Origin of the sequence: Pseudomonas sp. DWP2-2 (genome assembly GCF_049897065.1) — a bacterium.
GTDB lineage: Bacteria > Pseudomonadota > Gammaproteobacteria > Pseudomonadales > Pseudomonadaceae > Aquipseudomonas > Aquipseudomonas paracarnis.
In genome coordinates, this window is sequence record NZ_JAFCVN010000001.1 from 106,661 (window position 1) to 128,003 (window position 21,343).

The 21,343-nt window shown below is 59.2% G+C and carries 22 protein-coding genes; 8 read left to right on the forward strand and 14 right to left on the reverse strand.

The annotated features are described in order from the left end of the window. Positions 1–6 precede the first annotated feature (6 nt). From icmH to tssA, 12 genes are all read right to left on the reverse strand, one after another. Positions 7–867: a type IVB secretion system protein IcmH/DotU gene (icmH, locus tag ACP7CZ_RS00425; protein ID WP_054898533.1), complete on the reverse strand. Its 861-nt coding sequence runs from the start codon at positions 865–867 to the stop codon at positions 7–9. A 5-nt stretch (positions 868–872) separates the two neighbouring features. Then, positions 873–2,201 (reverse strand): type VI secretion system baseplate subunit TssK, encoded by a 1,329-nt coding sequence (tssK, locus tag ACP7CZ_RS00430; protein WP_181125345.1) that lies wholly within the window; start codon positions 2,199–2,201, stop codon positions 873–875. Position 2,202: 1 nt separating this feature from the next. Then, positions 2,203–2,688 carry a type VI secretion system lipoprotein TssJ gene (gene tssJ / locus ACP7CZ_RS00435; protein WP_034126100.1) on the reverse strand — a complete coding sequence of 162 codons (486 nt, stop codon included), beginning with the start codon at positions 2,686–2,688 and terminating at the stop codon, positions 2,203–2,205. A gap of 5 nt (positions 2,689–2,693) precedes the next feature. Further along, the gene (gene tagH / locus ACP7CZ_RS00440; protein WP_294164571.1) at positions 2,694–3,887 is read right to left on the reverse strand and encodes a type VI secretion system-associated FHA domain protein TagH; all 1,194 of its coding nucleotides are present in this window, start codon (positions 3,885–3,887) and stop codon (positions 2,694–2,696) included. A 10-nt stretch (positions 3,888–3,897) separates the two neighbouring features. Then, entirely contained in the window at positions 3,898–4,029 is a 132-nt protein-coding gene (locus tag ACP7CZ_RS00445; protein ID WP_034126102.1) for a hypothetical protein, read from the reverse strand. Between the two features lie 35 nt (positions 4,030–4,064). Beyond that, positions 4,065–5,594, reverse strand: coding sequence for a sigma-54-dependent Fis family transcriptional regulator (locus tag ACP7CZ_RS00450; protein WP_294164573.1), 1,530 nt, complete (start codon positions 5,592–5,594; stop codon positions 4,065–4,067). An 83-nt stretch (positions 5,595–5,677) separates the two neighbouring features. Next, entirely contained in the window at positions 5,678–6,703 is a 1,026-nt protein-coding gene (gene tssG / locus ACP7CZ_RS00455; RefSeq protein ID WP_294164575.1) for a type VI secretion system baseplate subunit TssG, read from the reverse strand. Beyond that, a complete protein-coding gene (gene tssF, locus ACP7CZ_RS00460) occupies positions 6,667–8,454 on the reverse strand; it encodes a type VI secretion system baseplate subunit TssF (protein WP_198862093.1) in 1,788 nt (595 codons plus the stop codon). The genes tssG and tssF overlap by 37 nt, the downstream gene beginning before the upstream one ends. After that, positions 8,444–8,845, reverse strand: a complete 402-nt coding sequence (tssE, locus tag ACP7CZ_RS00465; RefSeq protein ID WP_054898539.1) for a type VI secretion system baseplate subunit TssE — start codon at positions 8,843–8,845, stop codon at positions 8,444–8,446. Before tssE ends, tssF begins: the two co-directional genes overlap by 11 nt. 14 nt (positions 8,846–8,859) lie before the next feature. Beyond that, positions 8,860–10,338: a type VI secretion system contractile sheath large subunit gene (gene tssC / locus ACP7CZ_RS00470; RefSeq protein ID WP_054898527.1), complete on the reverse strand. Its 1,479-nt coding sequence runs from the start codon at positions 10,336–10,338 to the stop codon at positions 8,860–8,862. Positions 10,339–10,353: 15 nt separating this feature from the next. Further along, positions 10,354–10,863: a type VI secretion system contractile sheath small subunit gene (gene tssB, locus ACP7CZ_RS00475; RefSeq protein ID WP_054898526.1), complete on the reverse strand. Its 510-nt coding sequence runs from the start codon at positions 10,861–10,863 to the stop codon at positions 10,354–10,356. A gap of 25 nt (positions 10,864–10,888) precedes the next feature. Further along, the gene (tssA, locus tag ACP7CZ_RS00480) at positions 10,889–12,430 is read right to left on the reverse strand and encodes a type VI secretion system protein TssA (RefSeq protein ID WP_294164584.1); all 1,542 of its coding nucleotides are present in this window, start codon (positions 12,428–12,430) and stop codon (positions 10,889–10,891) included. A 468-nt stretch (positions 12,431–12,898) separates the two neighbouring features. On the opposite strand from tssA, the gene ACP7CZ_RS00485 reads away from it, so the two are divergent. Together ACP7CZ_RS00485 and ACP7CZ_RS00490 are read left to right on the forward strand one after the other, a co-directional pair. Then, on the forward strand, positions 12,899–13,417 hold the full coding sequence (locus ACP7CZ_RS00485; RefSeq protein ID WP_034126109.1) for an Hcp family type VI secretion system effector: 519 nt from the start codon (positions 12,899–12,901) through the stop codon (positions 13,415–13,417). Positions 13,418–13,651: 234 nt separating this feature from the next. Next, positions 13,652–14,140, forward strand: coding sequence for an HIT family protein (locus tag ACP7CZ_RS00490; protein WP_072448377.1), 489 nt, complete (start codon positions 13,652–13,654; stop codon positions 14,138–14,140). Here the strand turns inward: ACP7CZ_RS00490 and ACP7CZ_RS00495 are convergent. Then, positions 14,124–14,606 (reverse strand): GNAT family N-acetyltransferase, encoded by a 483-nt coding sequence (locus tag ACP7CZ_RS00495; RefSeq protein WP_054917124.1) that lies wholly within the window; start codon positions 14,604–14,606, stop codon positions 14,124–14,126. The genes ACP7CZ_RS00490 and ACP7CZ_RS00495 overlap by 17 nt on opposite strands. A gap of 176 nt (positions 14,607–14,782) precedes the next feature. Between ACP7CZ_RS00495 and ACP7CZ_RS00500 the strand changes: the two genes are divergently transcribed. After that, positions 14,783–15,118: a hypothetical protein gene (locus ACP7CZ_RS00500; RefSeq protein ID WP_044273082.1), complete on the forward strand. Its 336-nt coding sequence runs from the start codon at positions 14,783–14,785 to the stop codon at positions 15,116–15,118. Here ACP7CZ_RS00500 and ACP7CZ_RS00505 read toward each other — a convergent pair. Further along, positions 15,108–16,721: an ATP-binding response regulator gene (locus ACP7CZ_RS00505; RefSeq protein WP_294164594.1), complete on the reverse strand. Its 1,614-nt coding sequence runs from the start codon at positions 16,719–16,721 to the stop codon at positions 15,108–15,110. The genes ACP7CZ_RS00500 and ACP7CZ_RS00505 overlap by 11 nt on opposite strands. 182 nt (positions 16,722–16,903) lie before the next feature. On the opposite strand from ACP7CZ_RS00505, the gene ACP7CZ_RS00510 reads away from it, so the two are divergent. The 5 genes from ACP7CZ_RS00510 to argE all read left to right on the forward strand — a co-directional run bounded on the left by ACP7CZ_RS00510 (position 16,904) and on the right by argE (position 21,289). Continuing rightward, positions 16,904–17,506 (forward strand): LuxR C-terminal-related transcriptional regulator, encoded by a 603-nt coding sequence (locus ACP7CZ_RS00510; RefSeq protein WP_034126113.1) that lies wholly within the window; start codon positions 16,904–16,906, stop codon positions 17,504–17,506. 189 nt (positions 17,507–17,695) lie between these two features. Continuing rightward, a complete protein-coding gene (locus ACP7CZ_RS00515) occupies positions 17,696–19,027 on the forward strand; it encodes a flavin-containing monooxygenase (RefSeq protein ID WP_372241968.1) in 1,332 nt (443 codons plus the stop codon). A 23-nt stretch (positions 19,028–19,050) separates the two neighbouring features. After that, entirely contained in the window at positions 19,051–19,461 is a 411-nt protein-coding gene (locus ACP7CZ_RS00520) for a RidA family protein (RefSeq protein ID WP_014718154.1), read from the forward strand. An 11-nt stretch (positions 19,462–19,472) separates the two neighbouring features. Then, entirely contained in the window at positions 19,473–20,150 is a 678-nt protein-coding gene (locus ACP7CZ_RS00525; RefSeq protein ID WP_294164602.1) for a DUF1028 domain-containing protein, read from the forward strand. Beyond that, positions 20,147–21,289: an acetylornithine deacetylase gene (gene argE, locus ACP7CZ_RS00530; RefSeq protein ID WP_054917132.1), complete on the forward strand. Its 1,143-nt coding sequence runs from the start codon at positions 20,147–20,149 to the stop codon at positions 21,287–21,289. The genes ACP7CZ_RS00525 and argE overlap by 4 nt, the downstream gene beginning before the upstream one ends. Positions 21,290–21,343: the final 54 nt, after the last annotated feature.

A 21,343-nucleotide genomic window follows, 5' to 3' on the forward strand; every position in this document is an offset into this window, starting at 1 on the left:
CAGCGTTTACAAGGGCGTACGAATCAGGTCCGACGCCGAGAATTGAAGGGGTTGCAGTGCATTCGATCGTTCCTTGCTCAGTACCCAGGCAAATCCTGTATACAGAGCCAACAAACAGCTCAGGGTGAATGCCACACACCAGGTGACGGGAATGACACGGATCCGCTTGTGCGGGTCCTTCCCCTGTATGGCAGGCAGTAGCGGCGCCTTCAGCGGTTCCCCACGTACATGCCTGATCTGGCGATACAAGGCATCACGAACAGCCTCAAGTTGTGACGCGCCCCGCTCCATGACCCGGTATTTGCCCTCGAACCCCAAAGATAGACACAGGTACAAAAGCTCCAGCATCGCCAGGTGTTTGAGGGGGTCGCGCGACAGCCGCTCCAGCAGTTGGAAAACTTTTTCGCCCCCGAAGGTTTCGTTATGAAAGCGGCTCAACAGGCTCTTTTTCGACCACTCGCTCTGCGCCCCCCACGGAGTTATCAAGACCGCCTCGTCAATCACACTGCACAACACATAACGCGCCGATATTATCTGGCTGCTTTCCACGCCGCCCTGCAAAGCGTGGGTTTCAAATTGATTGACAGCCAACGACAACCGCTCGTTGAGCGTGTCCCAACTTTCACGGCCAGAGCAGCGCCTGAGCCCTACAACCTCGGACAATACCGCCCAGGCTGCGTCGACTATAGGGTTGAGCCCAACCTGGAAGCTTTGCGTATCGAGCCTGAGGCCGGCGTAGATCATCCGATCTTCCAACTGCTCATAACGCGGCGGCGACGGGAAGTCCGTTAATGGTCCTTGGGCAGGCCCATGACTTTCCCGGTCAAGCAAGACGGTTTTTTCATCTTGAGTGCATTCACTTTCCATGGCGTTCAATTCCTGATGGCCCAGAAGTCAAGTTCAAGCCCGGTGAACTCACCTCCTACGTGGAAAGCGAAACCACCTGACTGCTCCAGTTGTGCGATATCACGAGCGCTCATATCGAGCATGAAGTAGGTCTTGCCGGCGTGAAATGGAATCTGTCGCGGCGCCACTGGCAACGACGTGACCTTGATACCGGCCAAGTGCAGGTTGACCAATTCACGTATGCGCTCAACCGGCGCGACTTTCAGGTGTGCCGGCAGACGCTGGCGCAGTTCCTGCGCCTCACACTGCGCAGTGGCCGCCAAAATGAAGGTGGCCGTACCAAGCAATTTCAACTCGCTGACTGGGCATACCAGGACGCCATATTGGCGCGGCTGCAAAGCCAACTTGATCGCCTGTTGCTCCAACACCACAGACAGCACCAAGCGCACCTGCTCCATCAGCCCATGAAAACTGGCGCCCTGATCACCGTGTTGGTAATGAACGTTCAACTGCGCACGCTTACTGTCACTGGCGAACGTTGATAACTCACCGAGCAGGGACACCAGCGCACGGAACACTGCTTCGGGCCGCACCCGAGCCTGGCTCAGGCAGTGGCGCAGCTCCAGCTCGGTACGATTGATTACTTGCAGCATCAGGAAGTCAGCGATTTGTGTGCCTGCGGTCGTGCTCTCGCCACGAATACGTGCAGCGATGGCATCGCCCCTGCTGACAAGCAGGCCGATCACCTCCTTGAGACACGACGCCACGTACCCATGCTCCTGCACGAAAATGAACGTAGGGATGAACGTTGTATCCAGGTTCACTCCCCCCTCGTCGGTGGCGTCCAGTACCTGGGCGATCTTGAGTTTGACGAAGTGCTCGTCATGCGGGTGTTCGCCCAACAGAAGACGTAAGTCGGGACGTGCGCAGTTGATCCGGCAACGCGTATCCACACCCGCATTGGCATCTCCCACTTCCACTTCGCAGCTGACGTAGCGTGCCAGCACATCACTCTGTCCTGGCTGGCGAACTTCAAGGTGACTGCCACTGGCCAACGGGAGCGCCAGGAAAACGCCTTGTCTGCCCGTGTCGGTGGGTACCTGCAACACCAGAGGTTCCATGCCGGGGCTCAACTCAAACAGGCTACCGTCCGGCAAAACGCCGCTGGCCTGGTTGACCACCAGCTTGCCCAGCTTGAGGTACTGCAAATTGAGTTCCAGCGTGAGCAAGCCCCAGGTATCACTGCCCAACAAGCGCGTCTGGGTGAGTTGTTGATGATAATAACGGTCGTTGTGCTGCAAGTGCTGTGGCCGCAACAGCATGCCTTCTTGCCAGATAACTTTCTGAGCCTGCATGTCACTGCGCCTCCAGGCCGGCGAGTGAGCCAGCAACGCGTATACCGGTCTGATCCAATACCAGATCAGCACGGTTACGTTGTTGCACGGTCAGCGGGATCAGTAGCCGCCACTGGACATTGGGCAGGTCTCGATAAGCCGCCAGCACCCCCACGAAACGACTGTCAGGTCCGATACGAAGCTTGAGCCCCAGGCGGTCCCCAGGGCGCAATTCAAGTTCGTCGCTGTTTACCCAGTCCTTGGACAGCGTCTGCTGCGCATTGCCATACAGACCGAAGAAGTCGGCATGTTCAAAAGCGACGCCCTGGCGCAGTTCAATCAACTGCACCACAACTGGCGAGGGGCGGCCATGCAGATCCGGGTTGACGAGTTCACTGGCGGTCAGCGCCATGTCTAGCTTGGTCAGCTTAGAAAAAGGCGAGGCGGCGCTGCAACCTGTCAATAGCCCGAACATGAGCAACAGCAAAGCAAGGGTGACTCGGTACATGAGCATTATCCTGGAAAATCAATATGCAGGCTGGAGATCAGGCGCACCTGCTCCTCATAGGCCTTGGCGAAGTCGCCCCCCAAAGGACGATCACTCAATCGCTCTTGCGCCACCAGACGCTGGTAATGACGCTGGTACGCACGCCAATGCCCACCATCCGAGAAAAACCCGACCGACTTGCCCGAGGACTCGAAGCATCCCAACAGATAGCTGGGCTCAAAGGCCGCACGGGCGTTGCGCAAGGTGCTTCGACAGGCGGCCAACAGTGCGACCTGATGCGCTTGCAGTTCCCGGTGAGCCTGGGTGATAGCCCGTACAGCGGGCATCTGGCCTAACGCACTTATATCCAACATCGCAGCTACCGCAGCATCGATGTCGCTACACGCTTTCAAGGGATTAAGGCCCACACCATGGCTGCCGAACGGCGCTGTATCCAACTCGTTATTCAATTCGTCACGGGTGCGCAAACTTTGTTGCAACCCTTCGATCGTCAGGCGAAATAAGCGCGCCACCTTGATCGCCAGTGCTTGCCGACCCGGTTGATCGAGCGTATTCAGGTCCAGGCCCAAGGCTGCTGCAAATTGTGGCCAGAACTCGTCATCAGTCGGCACAGTCATCGCTGCCTGTACCGTAGCAACCTCTACCGCGGGTTCTTCCCGACGTGGGAAGACCACGTGCTCCCGGTCAGCCCCGTAGCGATCCGTCCACACTTGCTGCTCATCGGCGGACTCGTTCAATGCCTCCAGATCCTGCGAAAAGGCATGCATACGGCAATCAAGGTCCAACTGATGCGAAGGGCCCAGCGAAAGGAAGGCGTCTTCAGGGATCATTACTGCCGAGGCGGCCAGCAGGCCGCCAGCAGGTTGCGGTGGCTCCAGCAAGCGCGCACGTATCGCCAACGCTCCCAGCTCGAACACTTCGCCATCACTGATCAATCGCGCGTGCCCCTTGCGCAGGCGCTCATGACTCCCTGCCACCCTGATTCCGTTGCGGCTGATATCCGTGAGGAAATAGCGGCCCTCGCGGTAGGCGACCAGTCCATGGTGGCTGGAGAGCACGCGGCTGGCGTCAGGTATTACCCAATCACATTCCGAGCCGCGGCCGATCACGCCACCACTCACGTCAAACACTTTGCGGACCAGGGGCACGTTCTTTTCGCTCTCGGGCGCGCAGATCTCAAACACAAGCTGCATCTTCATGACCCTCCATTCAGCGGCCACGAGTGATCGCCTGTGGGTCACCCACAGGATGGTACTCAGCGTCATCGAATACATAGTTGGCGTTACAGCCACCCAGCAAAAACAGTACAAGCACGACGATGTGCCATGGACGATCAGGCATCGGCTTTCTCCCATAGTGAAAATAAGGTGCGTCATTCAGCGTTCTTCCCTGGCATCGCCAAAGGGAATGTTCAAGCGGGCAAGACGGTAGAGCAGCGTACGCCGGGCAACCCCTAGCTCCCGTGCCGTACGGGTGCGATTACCGCGATTCTTGTGCAGGCAATCGAGCAAAAACGTGCGCTCCACTCGTTCCATGCGCTGGCGCAGGGTCGCTTCATCGGTAGCGGCTGGCGTCAGTGTCATTGGCAGCGCCAGATGCTCCGGTCGGATCACGCTGTCGTCACACAACAGCACGGCGCGCTCCACCAGGCATTTGAGCTCGCGTATGTTGCCGGGGAAGCTGTGGCTGGAAAGTTGATCAAGGGCGGTATTCGACCAATCGACAGGTGACTTTTTCAGCGCTTCGCAAACCTTGTCCGTGAAATAGCGCGCCAGTTGCTGTACATCGCCGTCTCGCTCGCGCAGGGCCGGTAGAGTGATGGGGAACTGAGCAAGCCGATAATAGAGATCCTCGCGAAAGCGCCCCTCGGCAACCATCGCCGCGAGGTCGCGATGGGTGGCAGCAATGATGCGGACATCAACCTTATGGGCTGCACTGGCGCCCAGTGGGCGAACCTCGCCCTCCTGCAATACCCGCAGCAACTTGGCTTGCAGTGACAGCGGCATATCGCCGATCTCATCCAGCAGCAACGTACCGCCATGCGCAGCGTCGAACAGCCCCGCGTGATTGCGCTCGGCGCCAGTGAACGCGCCTTTTCGGTAGCCGAACAGTTCGCTTTCAAGCAACCCTTCCGGGAACGCTGCGCAGTTCTGCACGACAAAGGCCTTGGCCTTGCGCGGCCCGGCGGCATGGATGGCACGGGCCACCACTTCCTTGCCAGTGCCGGTCTCACCGTGCAGCAGCACGGTATAAGACGTGTGCAGCACTTTACTGATCAGCCGGCACGCCTGCTCCATTGCCGCACTGGTGCCAATCAAGCCATATGTTCCAGCCAACGGTTTGTCGCATCTGCGCTTTGTGCCAACGATGGGCTGGATATCGCGCAGTGCGAGTAACTGATTCAAGGCGAAGCTGCCCAAATGCCCCAAGGATGAGGCGTAGCCTCGCAACTGGACCGACTGCTGGCGGGCGAAGACCAGCACACCGGTCATACGTTTGCATCGGCTGAGCAGCGGCACGATCAATAGCGCACGCCAGGGTATCGCCATTGCCGGGAGGAAGCGGGTGTCATACCCACTGTCTTGCACATCCTCCAGACTCAGGACGGAGCCCTGGTTCAAGGTTGCGTGCAGCAGCCCTTGGTGGGACTGATCGGGACACGCAGGCGCAACGGAGAGCGATGGTATCTGGGCCATATGTTGAGCGGTCAGTTCAAGCCGGCCGGTCACTTCGTCCAGCAGATACAATTGGCTGAGCTCACACTGGCTCAGCCGTGCCGCCCCGGTAACGCATCCTTCAAGTAACGAATGTTCATCGCGCTCGAACCCCAAGCGTGTGAAACAGGCAGACAGCGCGTCGACATAAACCAGCGGGTCGGCCTCTTTACCAAGCAGGTTATCGGTCATGGGCTGCACTCGTCGAAACACGCCAGGGCCAGCACTGTGTCGGTCTTGCCGACAGCGCGCCGATCAGTTGTTGCAGGTCCGCATTAGTCATGGTCATTAATCCCTGATGAATTGTGGGTCAGCGTGACCACGCCATCGGCCTGTTCATGCGCCAGCCAAGTGGTCCAGCCCAGGCGGCAAACTGAGTTCTCACCAATATGCAAGGCCTTGATCTGGCCCTGCGCCAACATCAGGCTCAGGTCGTAGTCCAAGGGGTCCCGCAGGGTCAGGCGCACCAGCGAACGCAGTGGTTGGTAGGCACTTCCGGTGGGCAGAAAATCGTGGAAACGCTCCCAGCACAGCGCCCGGACATGCACCCTGAACTTGCCACTGCGGTCAGCGATGCGGTGCCCCAGAACCAGGTCATCGCCAAGAGCACTATTGGCCCGCCCCAGATGATTGCGCTGCGTCTGGCAGACCTCGACCGTACGTGCAACCCATTGCTCTAGAAACAACGCCTCGTGCATGAAGTAGTAACGCAGGACCGACTCGATCAACGCCGCCGAATGCACCCGTAAACTCAGCAAGCCAAGGTAAGGCAGCAAGCGCTTGCAATCGACTTGGCAAACGCCCCGTATCGCAGCTGCGCCCAGCCCTATCAAGGCAAACATCTGCTCGGAAAACCTATCGTTGGCACCTGCCCGGAAACACGCCCGATAGCGGTACTTGCGCCAGATCGGCAGCATCAGCCGGTGCAGCCGATGGTGGAACAGGTCGAGGAAATCCCGAGTCGGGTTGCCACCCGAGCGCTCGGCGAATGCCTGCTCACCATAAAACGCGGGCAGTGGTGACCCCGCACCGAATAACCCCAACACATTCAGACGCAGGCGTGCGCGCAATTGGCCCTGTTCCATAAAGAACTCCACCCGGTCAATATCGTGCGCGGCAAACCCGAGACCAGGGTTGGCCTGGAACTCCAACTGGTCGTACAGCGCGTCGTCATCTAAAAGCGGATGGGCCTCGCGCAAATGCTCGATAACCTGCAGAACCGCCTGAAACAACGTGAACTCACGGATAACGCGACAAAGTTGAGTCAGAGCTGGGGTTGCTGTCCCATCTGGGATGGCCATAGATACACGTCTCCTTGTGTGCTGATGACCCGCAACTCGTGATACGAATTGAGGCTGGCATAAAGCGCAAAAAACTCATTTAGAACGCAAGCGAATACAAACAGGTCGCCCTGGCCAACAAAGCCCTGGGAATCGACCGTCAGATCGATCCGCACGCCTCGGATGGGCAGCCCGCGGTGCAGGCGATCCACTGGCTCTTGGCGGATGGAGAGCAAGGCGCCCAGTCTTTTCTGGCTGACCTTCAGGGCCTGGCGATCGTAATAACGCGACAAATCGTAGGACTCCAGAATCACTTTCAAGGCATTGATATCGGTCAACGACAAATAGTTGAGCGACATGTTGCTGATGAGCTTCCACAGATAGTCTTGGTCCAGTGGTGGTGCGAAGCTCGCCGTTGGCGCGGTGATGTTGCGGAACGTCAACGACTCCGGCGTCTGCTCACCGGGCAGATTGATATCACCCGCACGCAGTTGGCGCGGCAGGTTGCAATTAGTACAGGTCAGTTCGACCGACAAGGTTTCATGGCCCCGTTCGCGGCGGTTGCCAAACCCCATCCAGGTATCGAGCCCGGCATGTTGAACCGACGAGCGTTGGCGAATGCTGTAGCTGGGCGGTGCCGCCAGGGGCTCAGTGTCGCAGTCATGCTCAAACGACTCGAACGGCACGTAGGTTTGATAGCCCAAGCCACCGGGGCGCCACCCAGTGACCTGATCCACGGAAAAGACGCTGGCATTACCCGGCGTATATTCCCCGGGCACCAAGAGGTACTCATCCTGCTTTCCATCCAGGCGAATAGGAATCGCATCCTGCTTGAACAGGTTGACGATGGGCGTGCAATACAACTTTATGTTGTCCAGGGTGGGACGCTGAGGTTCACGGCCGTAAGTGCGATGTTCAAAGCGCATTACCATGCCATGCGCCTGCCGGAGCAGCTCGTGAGACAGCGTGTGCAGCACACTCAGACCTTCAACGTCGACAAACAGGTACTTCTCGGGAAAAGCAAAGTACTCCTGCAGGTGTCGATAACCCCCCAGGGCATTCTGCGGATAAGGAATCAACGCCTGCTCCTTGGAGAATCCCACCGGCCGAACCTGGTCAGCAGCAAGCCGTAGCATCACGGGCATGCCATCGCTGGCGATGATCGGCATACCGTCGTGATCCAGTAACAGCAGGCAGATCCCATCGAGATGACGCAACAGGTTCAGATACAGGCCCTGACTGACATAAGGATCTCCGGCCAGGTGCAAGCGCAGTGAATCAAATGCCAACTCGCTGAAGTTACCTGCGACACTCATGCTCAGGTGCAAATCCAGACGGGCCCCTTCGCCCTGGCTCCGGTATTCCAGGCCACTGAGTTGCAGGGGCATGACATCGGTGGCGTAACATGTACGGAACCGGCAACGCTCGCCGTGGATGGTGGCGCTTTCCACGGCGGTGTCCCGACCCACTCGAACACCGGGACCAGCGCGTTTCAACGGATCGAATTGCAGGATGCTGAAGGCCGGTATCGGCCGCATGTAATGAGGCCAGAGCAAGTGCATCAACGAATGCGTCAACTCCGGCAGTTCGTCATCCAGCTTCTGGCGCAGGCGCGCGGTCAAAAAGGCAAAACCCTCCAGCAAGCGTTCGACATCCGGGTCCTGGCCAGCCTCGGCGAGAAACGGCGCCAGGGCGGGATTGCGCTCTGAAAAACGCCTGCCCAGTTGGCGCAGGGCACTGAGTTCGCTTTGAAAATATCGGTCAAGCGTCATCGGTAAAAACCTCAACCCGCCCGGCATCCGTGAGGCGGGCGTGGAACACCACGGGCTGCAGGATGCCGTCAATGGCCCGCTCAGCCTCGATGGCAAACGCCAACTCCAGGGATTCACGCGCCCCCGGCAACAGCCTGACACGTGCATTCGTCAACCGCGGTTCATAGGCCTGGATAAAGCGCTCGATATGTAGACGCGACTGGCTCAAGGACTCATGCAAGCTAAGCCGCATGTCATTGAGGTCCGGCAGCCCATAATCAGGCAATGTCTTGACACTGCCCGCGCGAGTGCTGAGCATTTTCCCCAGATGGGCAGCAATGGACGCCGCCCCGCCCTCCGGGGGCGACGCACCGCATTCGAGGCGTTCGAAAAGGCTGCCGTGCTCTGGCATGCCGTAGCCTCTGCTCATTCTTTATCCAGCTTACCGACCAGGGACAAAGTGAAATCTGCCCCCATGTACTTGAAATGCGGGCGCACAGTCAGGTTGACCCGGTACCAGCCAGGTTCGCCATCGACATCACTGACGACAATGCGTGCAGCTCGCAACGGGCGCCGCCCACGTACCTCGGCACTAGGATTTTCCTGGTCCGCCACGTACTGGCGAATCCACTTGTTGAGTTCCAGCTCCAGGTCTGTGCGCTCTTTCCATGCGCCCAACTGCTCGCGCTGCAGCACTTTGAGGTAGTGCGCCAAGCGGTTGACTACCATCATATAAGGCAATTGGGTGCCCAGCCGGTAATTCAGCTCTGCGGCCCTGCCCTCCTCACTGATACCAAAGGATTTTGGCTTCTGCACGGAGCTGGCGGAAAAGAACGCCGCGTTATCGCTGCCTTTGCGCATGGTCAAGGCGATGAAACCTTCTTGTGCCAACTCGTATTCGCGTCGGTCCGATACCAGCACCTCGGTAGGGATTTTGGTTTCGATCTCGCCCATGCTCTGGAAGTGATGCAGCGGGAGGTCCTCGACCGCTCCGCCGCTTTGCGGGCCGATAATGTTCGGGCACCAGCGAAATCGCGCAAAGCTGTCGGTCAGGCGGGTGGCAAAGGCATACGCGGTATTGCCCCACAAGTAATGCTCGTGGCTATTAACCACATTCTCCTGGTAGGCAAAGGTCTTGACTGGATACTCAAGGGGGTCATACGGGGTACGCAACAGAAAGCGCGGTACGGTAAGGCCGATATAACGGGCGTCTTCGCTCTGCCGGAAACTTTGCCACTTGGCAAATTGCGGACCTTCGAAATGATCTCGCAGATCCTTCAGGTCCGGCAGCCCGGTGAAACTTTCCAAACCGAAGAACCCGGGCCCGGCAGCGGCGATAAAAGGCGCGTGGGCCATGCTGGCGACGCTGGATGCGTACTGCATCAGCTTCACATCAGGTGCGTTGGGCGAGAGAAAGTAGTTGGCAATGATTGCGCCCACCGGCTGTCCGCCGAACTGGCCGTATTCAGCACTGTAGACATGTTTGTAAAGCCCGGACTGGGTGATCTCCGATGAGTCTTCGAAGTCGTCCAGGAGGTCCTGGCGCGAGACATTCAAGAGCTCGATCTTGATGTTTTCGCGAAAATTGGTGCGCTCGACCAGCAACTGCAAGCCTCGCCATGAAGCCTCCAGTGCCTGGAAGTCCGGATGGTGCAGGATTTCATCCATTTGCTGGCTGAGCTTGGTATCGATCTCGGCAATCATGCGGTCGACCAGGTGTTTCTTTACCGGCTCATCACAGTTATGTGGCTTCACCAGCTCTGCAATGAACGCCGACACGCCGCGCTTGGCGATGCCGTAAGCCTCGTCGTCGGCACTGAGCAAGGTCTGGGCAATGATGTTATCGAGGATGCTGCAGGTTTCGGTGGTTTGTACGAGTTTCGAGCTGTGTTCAATCGTGTTCATGGTGTCAGTGTCCCTTTACTGAAACGGCAATGCTTGAGGGCTGTCCAGCCCCAGTTCGGCCAGGACTCGAGCGCGGGAGTCGTCATTGGCCAATGCCTGCTCGATAGCCTTGCGAAAGTTCGGCGTGTTCCCCAGCGGCCCCTTGAGCGCCACCAGGGCTTCACGCAATGCCATCAGCTTTTGCAACGCCGGGATCTGCTCGACCAGGTTTGCGGGGTTGAAGTCCCTCATGACGTTGATCTGCACCTGGATCGGCAACTCCTCCACATCAGCGGTATCCTGCAGGCGATTGGGTACGCTCAGCGTCAGGCTCAAGGCTTGCTTGGCCAACACCTCGTCAAAGGTGTGCTTGTCGATACCGATGGGCTTGCGATCCTCGAGTTTGCGATGGTCCGCACGCTGGGAAAAATCTCCCAGCACCAGCAGCTTCAACGGCAGCTCGACTTCTTCCTGGGCCCCACCGACAGCGGGTTTGAAAGTAATATTGATACGTTCCTTGGGGGCTACCGAACCGTCTTTGGCCATGGTGCTTTTCCTTTTTGATGAGGCGCTATTCAAGTACTGCTTCAAGATCGAAATGGCACAACCTGCGATGCAGTGCGTCTTTGCAGTCGCATATGGGCTGGGTTTGTGGCAACAGCTCATAGCAGCGGTACAGAAGCTTGCCGACTTGCAAGGTCAGCGCCGGCTCCCAACTTTCCAGACCTGTGCGCTGTAATTGAAGGTCGAGTTCTTCCAGCTGAAGCCTGGCCAGCTCATGCTTGCCAGCCGCCACGCACAACCTGGCCAGCGCCAGGCGCCAATGAAAGCGCGCTCGATCACCGCACGCCGCCTGCAGCCCTTGCTTGAGTACGGCCACTGCTGCCTTGAGGCCGTCCTTTCGCAGGCAAGGCATCACCGCTTGCGATGTGGTCTCCCAGGGCTGCGTGTGACTGTCGGCGACAACATGGGAGGGCTCGGGCTTGTGCACGTGACGCATCACATGCAGCGCGATCCACTCACCTGTCGTAGGGTCGGCAAAGGGGGTGCCGTCGTTGAACCGATATTCAGGCAGGTGCGGCAGGCGCTGCAGCAGCAGAGCCAAATGCATCTCCAGTTCAGTCATGGCCAGGTTTGCATGCAAGGCGTCCAGGCACTCCCAGACCATGCGCAAACCATCCAACCAGAACAACGCACCCGCCAGGCTTACCTCAAGCTCAGGCAACAGATCGGCGTGATGGCCTTGGCTGAGACGCTCTTGATAGCGCTTGCGCTTGTCCGCGACCAACGGGCGCAACGCCGTTACTCGCTCACTGTTGGCGTCGGGATAATTGACGAGCATCAACCACGCCAAGGTTCGACCCAGGCGCAAGGCACGCAGGTCGGTTGCGTCCTGGCGCAACCACCAGGCACATAACGGGCGGGCCTGCTCCTGTAAAGTGCGCAGCAGTCTGTGCGCGTCTTTTTCGTTGTTGATCGGTTGCCCGGGACTCAGCAACTGGGTCGTCTGCTTGACCTGGGCAATGACGTTCGCGACACCGCCAGGTTCGGATACACCCTGCGCCAAGCGCTCCGACAATTGCCGGCGAATCGGCAGCAGCAAAGGTGCATCGCTTCCAAGTTGTTCGCCCCATAGCTGGTCGAGACATGCCAGGTGTTCCAACAGGGCCTGGAATAAAGGCCGTTGATCGCTGAGCGACGGGTTGAGTGCAAACGCTTGCTCAAGGCGCGACACCAGCCAGCCAAACGCCGCAGCACGGGTTCGTAGCTTGCCAGGGTAAACCTGCTCCCAATGGAGTTCACACAGGTCACGCAGCAAACCGAGACCGGCCAGCAATCCGGCAAATGAATCACGTTGATACAGGGCCCAGACCAACCAGACGGCGACGCGTAGATCCTTGGAGTGATCACGCAGCAAATGCTCGCTGATTTCGCTGACCCTCTGCCAATCCGGCTGGCCCGCAACATGGATAGACTGGGCTTTGCCAAGCTCGGCCTCCAGCGCTTCAAACTCGCTCGAAAAACGCACGTCACTACCAACAAAACTGCTTGAGCAACATGCTGTCCGTGCAAGCTTGCGGTAATGAACATAAAGTTCTTCTGAATAAGCCATTTTGAGTTGCACACATCCGTCCGAGGTAAATAGGAGGACTTAACGCCATTGTCGAAACGCCCTTGAACTTCCATTCAAAACTCATCGAAGTGAGTGAACCTTAGCCACGACAAAAACAATCAGCAAGTAACGGAACGGAACTTAAGAAACGTCCTACACACCCAACAAATAAAGGAATGCGCAACTATTTGCGCACCTCTTCATCGAAAAATCCACGCTTTATCTCCGACAGCCGCGCATTTACAACTTATAGGGCATGAGCAACTAAGTGCGCGCAGGCGTGAAACTAATAGCGCTGAAATCCACCTACCGCTCGACAATAAGCTCTGAACAAACGAACACAGAGCCGCCTTGGTCTTTATTTCATTGGCTTTCATACTTTCAGGCACGCTTCTTGTTATAGGCCTCTGCCCCTTCAGCGCTTTTGCTGTTCGGCAATACCTACTCAATCAGGCAAGGAAACCCGTCATGCCAACACCCGCGTATCTCTCCATCACCGGTGTCAAACAAGGTTTGATTACGGCAGGCACATTTACTCAGGACTCGGTAGGCAGCATTTATCAGGAAGGTCATGAGGACCAGATACTGGTACAAGCATTTGCCCACCAGGTGATCATTCCTCGCGACCCGCAATCCGGCCAGCCAACCGGTCAGCGCGTGCACAAACCGCTGATGATCAGCAAGGTTTTCGATAAATCCTCACCTTTGCTGTTCAGCGCCCTGACTACCGGCGAAGAAGTGTCCTGCCGGTTGGAATGGCTGCGCAACTCTTCCTCCGGGACTCTGGAGCACTATTTCACCATTGAACTGGAAGGCGCGACCATCGTGGACATCCAATCGCGCATGCCCAACTGCCAGGACCCCGACAACGCCCACTTCACCCATCTGGAGGACGTGCACTTCAGCTATCGCAAGATCATCTGGACTCACGAGGTCGCCGGGACGTCCGGTTCGGACGACTGGCGCAGTCCAGTGGCCGGCGGCTAAGCAGGGCGATAGGGCCCCGCTAACGAGGTGCCGAGTAATGGGGCAAGAGCGTTTTGCTTGATTTGCCGCTTTTGCAAAGTGAGCCGCCGCCATTGCGGAACCCTAGGTGGCCGTTACCTGAATAACGGATATGTACGCGGTCTGATCTGACATCTGGTCGGCTATCAGGCCGCCTTCGCGAGCAAGCCCGCAGTTTTGTTATCCTGGCGCTCCCGCCCACACGGACGCGCGCGTATGCACATCGACCCGGCCTTCATCCTTCACCAGACCGAGCACTGGCAGCTCAACCACCACCTAGCGTCGAAGCTGCCGGGCTACCTGATGCTTGGCGCCAAGGTACCGGTTGACTCCCTCGCTGACATGCCAGAAGCCGCACTGGCCGAAATGGGCGGTTTGCTCGCCAACATCCAACGAGTGATGCAAGCCCAGCTCCAGCCGAAGTGGCTATATATCAGCCGCTACGGACATATGCCGGGTTTCCCGCTGCACTTTCACTTCATTCCTGTCTATGACTGGGTGGAGCGAGCGTTCTGGCAGGACGAACGCTACCGCTCGCTGTACGCTTTCGGTACGCCGCCCCTCGAACCCATGACCGATGGCGCTGAACTGACCCTGTTTGTATGGCGCGAGTTTGGCGAGAGCCTCACCCCGCCGCAGGTTCACGGGCCAGGGGTGGCGCAGGTGATCGAGCAATTGCGCGCTGCATTCAAGCGGGGCTCATAACCCGCAGCCGCTTCACCATCGGCACACACGCCAGCACCAACCCGGACGGAGAGCGATACACCGCCTGCTCATCGCCTACATACCCGCACGCGCTATAAAAACTTACCGCGTTCAAGGTCGCATCCAGCACAACCTGTTCAATCGCTTGCTGGCGTGCCACGCCTTCCAGATGAGCAAGCATTGCCTTGCCAAGGCCTTGCCCCATGTAAGCGGGCAATACAAACAAGGCCCCTATTTCACCGTCGGCAAGATCGAGCATACCGGTGGCGACAGGCTCGTCATTCAGCCAGCCCATGTAGAACTGTTTTTCCATCAACACGCTGTAGCCATCGCTGGCGTGACCTCGGGTCCAGAGCGCCATTTGCTCAGCGCTGTAGGCGCCAATGCATTGGCCGCGAATGGCCTCGCGTCGAATCTCGAACGCACGCTCGGCGTCATCCGGCGTGGCACGTTTTATCTCCAGCATCGCAAGCTCCTTCCATGACCTCAAACTGCCACTAGCCCATTTGTGCTAATCGACCCCACCCCACGGCGGCGCTATATTCCGCGGCACTTCCAACGTTCTCACCCACACCGCGCACTCAATGCGCGCGGGTTCTTTGCGCGTTGGAAAAACCAAAACAACCCCAAGGAAGAAGCACCATGAAACTCCACTCCCCTGTCACTCGCCTTGCCCTGCTGGGCGCCTTGATCATCGGCGTCGCCGGTTGCAGCAATATCAAACCCACCGAAGATCATCTCAAGAAGCTTTCGGAAACCAATCTGGGCGAGCCGGTAAAACGTATTTCCAATGTGCGCAGCGACTCCATGACCACCTACTACGTCGCTAACACAGCCTCCGGCGAGTACAACTGCTCCGTGCCCAGCGGTGCGAGCGGCGGCGCGTTCGCGATTGCCAGCTTCGGCCTGATGAAGCCCGCGGCCTACTGCATGCCCAAGGGCGCCAAAGGCAATGGGTTGACGCCGTTCATGCAGTAATTTTTTCCTGACTGAGCTCACGCAGGGTGCCGCGCAGCTCCGCAGGGCGTACCGGTTTGGAGAGGATAGCGATCTGCCGATCATGCAACGCGGCCTGGATTTTCTCCACATCGTGCCCGGTGAGGATCAGCGCTGGCACCGCCCAGCCGCGTTGTTCGCGTAGCTGGTCGATGCATTCAATGCCGGTGGCATGGTTGCCCAGATCGTAGTCGGCAACGATGATGTCGCAGTCGCTGACCAAGCCCTGCCCCGTGGACTCGGCCTGCACCTCGCACCCCCAGCGCTCGAGCAAAGCTTGGGTGGCGAGCAGCACGTTGTAGTCATCCTCCACCAGGCACACTTTCAGACCGCTGAGCAGACCGGCCTGGCGAGCATCGTCACGCACTGCCGGTTGACGCGGCGCGGTGGCCAGGGCCAGGCCATGCAGACTCACTGAGGTGCCATGGCCCACCCGCGAACGCAGACTCACCTGCAACCCCATCAACTGCCCCAGGCGCTTGACGATGGACAGCCCAAGGCCCACGCCTTCAACGTCCTTGTCACGCAGTTGGCGCACGCGATAAAACTCTTCGAAGACCTTTGACAGATGCTCCCTGGCAATGCCCCGCCCCTGGTCGTGCACCTCCACTACCAAGCCGTTATCGCGAACACGCACACCGATCAGCACTGGTCGTTGCGCGCCGTATTTGAAGCAATTGGAAAGCAGGTTCTGCACCATCGTTGCCAACATGGCCGGGTCGACCAGCACCCAGTGAGCGCAGGCGCGCAAGCGCAACTGCACTCCAGCCCAACGCGCAGCCTCGGCGTTCTGGCGCACCAGGTCGGCGAGAAAGTCACCCAGGTGAATCACTTGGTATTTGGGCAACAGGCGTCCGTTGTCGAGGGTGTAAAGGTCGAGAATCGAACGAAACAATTGCGACACGTTAAGCAAAGAGCGGTCGATATTGTCCACCAGGCGCTGTTCGTCCTCCCCCAAGCGGGCTTCGCGCAAGCAGGCGGTGAACAGGCCGATGGAGTGGATCGGCTGGCGCAGGTCATGGCTGGCCTGCGCAAGAAAGCGCGACTTTTCCAGGTTGGCGGCGATGGCTTGCTCGGAAGCCTTGCGTGTGCGCTCCAACAGGATATGGGCGTACACCGGGATCACTGTGCTGGTGATCATCAGCATCAGCATCATGAAGGGTTGCGCCTGCCACAGCGGCGTGAGTTGGTACACGATCAACAGCGCCAGCAACGCCAGCCCCGTCGCGATTGCCAGGTAGCGCGAACCGTAGCGCATGCCGTTGCCCAGGTTCACCCAGACCATCACCGCATACAGCGGCAATGCCGCCTCACCGCCCATCACCAGGCCGAACGAAGTGCCCGTGTAGTCGTGGATCATGCCGAAGATCCGCCGCGCCGGATAATGCCCGGGCCAGCGTGCGATCACCTGGCGCAACACGATGGATGCCAGCAGGAACACGAAGATATACAGGATCACCGGCAGATAGGTGTCCAACGACTGCCCAGGCAAAAAGCCCAGCACGCCGATGTAAACGATAGCGATGCTGGCCACCACGATGCGCAGATTAGCCTGATCGAGTTCGGAGTTGGTCTCGGGGCTCATCGTCATATCCTTGACCTATCATCTGTAGGAGCGAGCTTGCTCGCGAAAAAACGTCAGCGACAACGCGTTTTACCTGGAAGTACGTGGTGCCTGGGCGTGCTTCGCGAGCAAGCTCGCTCCTGCGCCGACAGTAAATAAAGTAGCATGCCTCGACACAACCTGGCCCCAGGAAGGAGCTCACCATGACCGGCCGGATCATCATCGCCGACGACCACCCCATGTTTCGCGAAGGCATGGCGCGCACCGTGCAACGCTTGCTGCCCGACGCCCAGGTGCAAGAGGCCGGCGACCTGGCCACGGTGAATACGTTGCTGCGCGAGGCGGGCGAGGTCGATACCCTGATCCTCGATTTGCGCTTTCCCGGCCTGACCTGCATCAGCCAACTGGCCGAACTGCGCCAGCAACTGCGACGCACCACCTTGGTGGTGGTGTCGATGGTCGACGACCCTGCGCTGATCGAACAAGTCATGGCCTTGGGCGTCGACGGTTTTATCGGCAAGAACATCGCCCCGGACGAGATCGGCCAGGCGCTGCTGGCGATACGCGCCGGCGAAGTGCTGGTCAAGTTCGCGCCGTCGGGCCTGCTGCCGCTGGACACTCATACCCTTACCACCCGCCAGCAGGAAGTGTTGCGCCTGATTGCCCAGGGCAAGACCAACAAGGAAATCGCCAAGGCCCTGGATATCTCGCCGTTTACCGTGCGCATTCATGTGTCCTCCCTGCTGCGCAGTCTGAAGGTACCGTCGCGGGCGGCGGCGGCGGTGAAGTACTCCGGAGAGCTCTAAGCTGTTTGTAGGAGCGAGCTTACTCGCGAGAAAACCACAGGCGCCGCGTTGACTCAGAAAACACGCGTTAGCGTTGACGTTTTTCGCGAGCAAGCTAGCTCCTACAGCCCCCTCTGCATCCGATATTTATGCTCAATTCCCAACTTAATAATATTTTATTAATCACCGCCCGCCCCCTAACTTGACGTCATGCCCAAGCTGAATCCAACTGCATTACGCAAGGACAGACACATGACTCAAGCAATAACAAAAATAGACACGCTGGTGGTGGGCGCAGGTCAGGCTGGCGTGGCCATGAGCGAGCATTTGAGCAAGCAAGGCGTGCCGCACCTGGTGCTGGAGCGCAGCCGTATCGCCGAACGCTGGCGCACCGGGCGCTGGGACTCGTTGGTCGCCAACGGCCCGGCCTGGCATGACCGCTTCCCCGGTCTGGAATTCGACGACGTCCCTGCCGATGGCTTCGCGCCAAAAGAGCGTGTCGCCGATTACTTTGAAGCCTACGCACGCAAATTCAATGCGCCGATCCGCACTGGCGTGGACGTGACGTCAGTGGTACGTAACATCGGCCGCCCCGGCTTCACCGTGCACACCAGTGAAGGTGTGATCGAAGCCAACCGCGTGGTCGCCGCCACCGGGCCATTCCAGAAGCCCGTGATTCCAGGCATAGCGCCTACAGGCACGGCACTGCACCAGATCCATTCCGCCGACTATCGCAACCCAGGGCAACTGCCGGCAGGCGCCGTATTAGTGGTGGGCGCCGGTTCTTCCGGCGTACAAATCGCCGATGAACTGCAGCGCGCCGGTCGCCAGGTCTACCTGTCGGTAGGCGCCCATGACCGCCCGCCCCGCGCCTATCGCAACCGGGATTTCTGCTGGTGGCTGGGGGTTCTGGGCGAGTGGGACCAGGCGGCGATGAAACCTGGCCGTGAACACGTGACCATTGCTGTGAGCGGCGCCCACGGCGGCAAGACCATCGACTTCCGTGAACTGGCCCAGCAAGGCATGACCCTGGTTGGCCTGACCCAAGCCTTCGACGGTACGGTGGCGACGTTCCAACCCAACCTGGTGGAAAACCTGGCACGCGGGGATGAGAACTACCGGGCCCTGCTGGACGCGGCCGACGCGTATATCGAACGCAATGGTCTCGACCTGCCCCTGGAGCCCGAAGCACGTCGCGTGTTTCCCGACGCTGAATGCATCAAGCAGCCAATCCTGACGCTGGACCTGGCCCAAGCGGGCATCACCTCGATCATCTGGGCCACCGGGTTTGTCGTGGACTACAGCTGGCTACAGGTGGACGCTTTCGACGCCGCCGGCAAGCCGCAACACCAACGTGGTGTATCCAGCGAAGCCGGCATCTACTTCCTCGGTTTGCCATGGCAATCGCGGCGTGGCTCGTCGTTTATCTGGGGGGTGTGGCACGACGCCAAATACGTAGCCGACCATATCGCTATCCAGCGTCAGTACCTCGAGTACCGCGAAGCTGCGCCGGTTGCCCGCCAGACCCCTGTCAGCGCCTGATCACTTTTTCCTGGAGTTTTTTGATGCCTACTCACACTCGCATCCGCATGTTCAACACCAAAGAAACCTATCCCAACCAGAGCCTGGATAACGACCTGTGCCAGGCCGTGCGCGCCGGCAACACCGTGTATGTACGCGGCCAGGTGGGCACTGATTTCGATGGCAACCTGGTGGGCCTCGGCGACCCTCGGGCCCAGGCCGAACAGGCGATGAAAAACGTCAAGCAACTGCTCGAAGAAGCCGGCAGCGACCTCAGCCACATCGTCAAAACCACCACCTACTTGATCGACCCACGCTACCGCGAGCCGGTGTATCAGGAAGTGGGCAAGTGGCTCAAGGGCGTATTCCCGATTTCCACCGGGCTGGTGGTCTCGGCCCTGGGCCAGCCGCAGTGGCTGATGGAAATTGATGTGATCGCGGTTATCCCAGAGTAAGGAGGCTAGCCATGACCTTTTCAATCGTTGGCCGCTGCGCGGAAACCGGCCAGTTGGGCGTTGCCATCAGCTCATCAAGTATCGCCGTAGGCGCTCGCTGCCCATGGCTGCGGCCCGGCGTGGGCGCGGTATCGACCCAGAACATCACCTTGCCGGCCCTCGGCCCAGGCGTGCTCGACGGGCTGGAACAGGGCCTGGCCCCAACCGATGCCGTGGACAAAGCACTCACCCGCAACGGCTACAGCCAGTATCGGCAACTGACGGCGATAGACTACCTGGGCCGCAGCGTGCATTTCAGCGGCAGCCAGACCCTGGGTACCCATCACGCGGTATCGGGCGAGCAATGCGTGGCGGCGGGCAATATGCTCGCCGACCGTGAAGTCATCACCGCGATGGTCTCGGCCTTTGAACAGGGCGAAGGCCAGCTCGCAGACCGGTTGCTGGCAGCGATGCATGCCGCCATCGCCGCCGGTGGCGAAGCCGGCCCGGTGCATTCCGCCGCGCTGGTGGTGGTGGGCGAGTTGACTTGGCCGATCATCAACTTGCGCGTGGATTGGGCCGACGAAGCGCCGATTGGCGAATTGCAAAAACTCTGGGACGCCTACCGCCCACAGGTACAGGACTATATCGATCGCGCCCTCGCCCCCGACCGCTCCCCCGGCTACGGCGTGGCCGGAGACGAGCGATGAGCCGCAGCCGCGACCTGCTGGAAACGCTGGTGGGCTTCGACACCACCAGCCGTGAGTCCAACCTTCAGTTGATCGAGTTTGTGCGCGATTACCTGGCCGGGTTTGGTATCGCCAGCGAGTTGGTCTACAACGCGCAACGCACCAAGGCCAACCTGTTTGCCAGCGTCGGCCCGGTTGAGCTGCCAGGTATCGTGCTGTCGGGGCATACCGACGTGGTGCCAGTGGATGGGCAACCCTGGACCCTGCCGCCGTTCACGTTGACCGAGCGTGACGGCAAGCTGTTCGGGCGCGGCACCGCCGACATGAAGGGGTATATCGCGTGCGTACTGGCGTTGGTACCCGCACTGGTCAAAACGCCGTTGCGCCTGCCGGTGCATATCGCCCTGTCCTACGATGAAGAAGTCGGATGCCTGGGCGTACGCTCATTGCTCGCTGTTTTGGAACAGCGTCCGGTGAAACCCATGCTGTGCATCATCGGCGAACCGACCGAACTCAAACCGGTGTTGGGTCATAAGGGCAAGTTGGCGATGCGCTGCGACATACAGGGTCAAGCATGTCATTCGGCGTATGCGCCCTCGGGGGTGAATGCGATCGAACATGCCGCCGATCTGATCTGCGAACTCGGGCGCATCGGCCAGCGCTTGCGTTCGCACCAGGACCCACGTTTCAACCCACCTTTCAGCACGGTACAGACCGGCCTGATCAGTGGTGGCAAGGCATTGAACATCGTCCCGGCCGATTGTCGCTTTGACTTTGAAGTACGCGCCCTGCCCGCCTCGGACCCCGCTGAAGTCGCTCAAGAACTGCAAGCGTACGCCATGCAGCAGGTACTGCCGCGTATGCAGGCGGTCAGCAAGCAGAGCTCCATTCGGTTCACAGAGCTGTCGGCCTACCCGGGGCTGGTCACGGATGAGCACAGCCAGGCGGCGCAGCTGATTGCGGCGTTTTGCGGCTCGCAAGCGTTCGGCACCGTAGCGTTTGGCACCGAAGGCGGGCTGTTTGATGCGGCAGGCATTCCCACCGTGGTATGCGGGCCCGGGAGCATGGAGCAGGGGCATAAGCCGGATGAGTTTGTGAGCGTAGCGCAATTGGCGGGATGTGATGCCATGTTGGGGCGCATGCTGGACTCGATCCGCTGAGCCAAACACTGCTTCCACAGACAATGCAAATGGATCGTGTTGGATCAGGCAGAT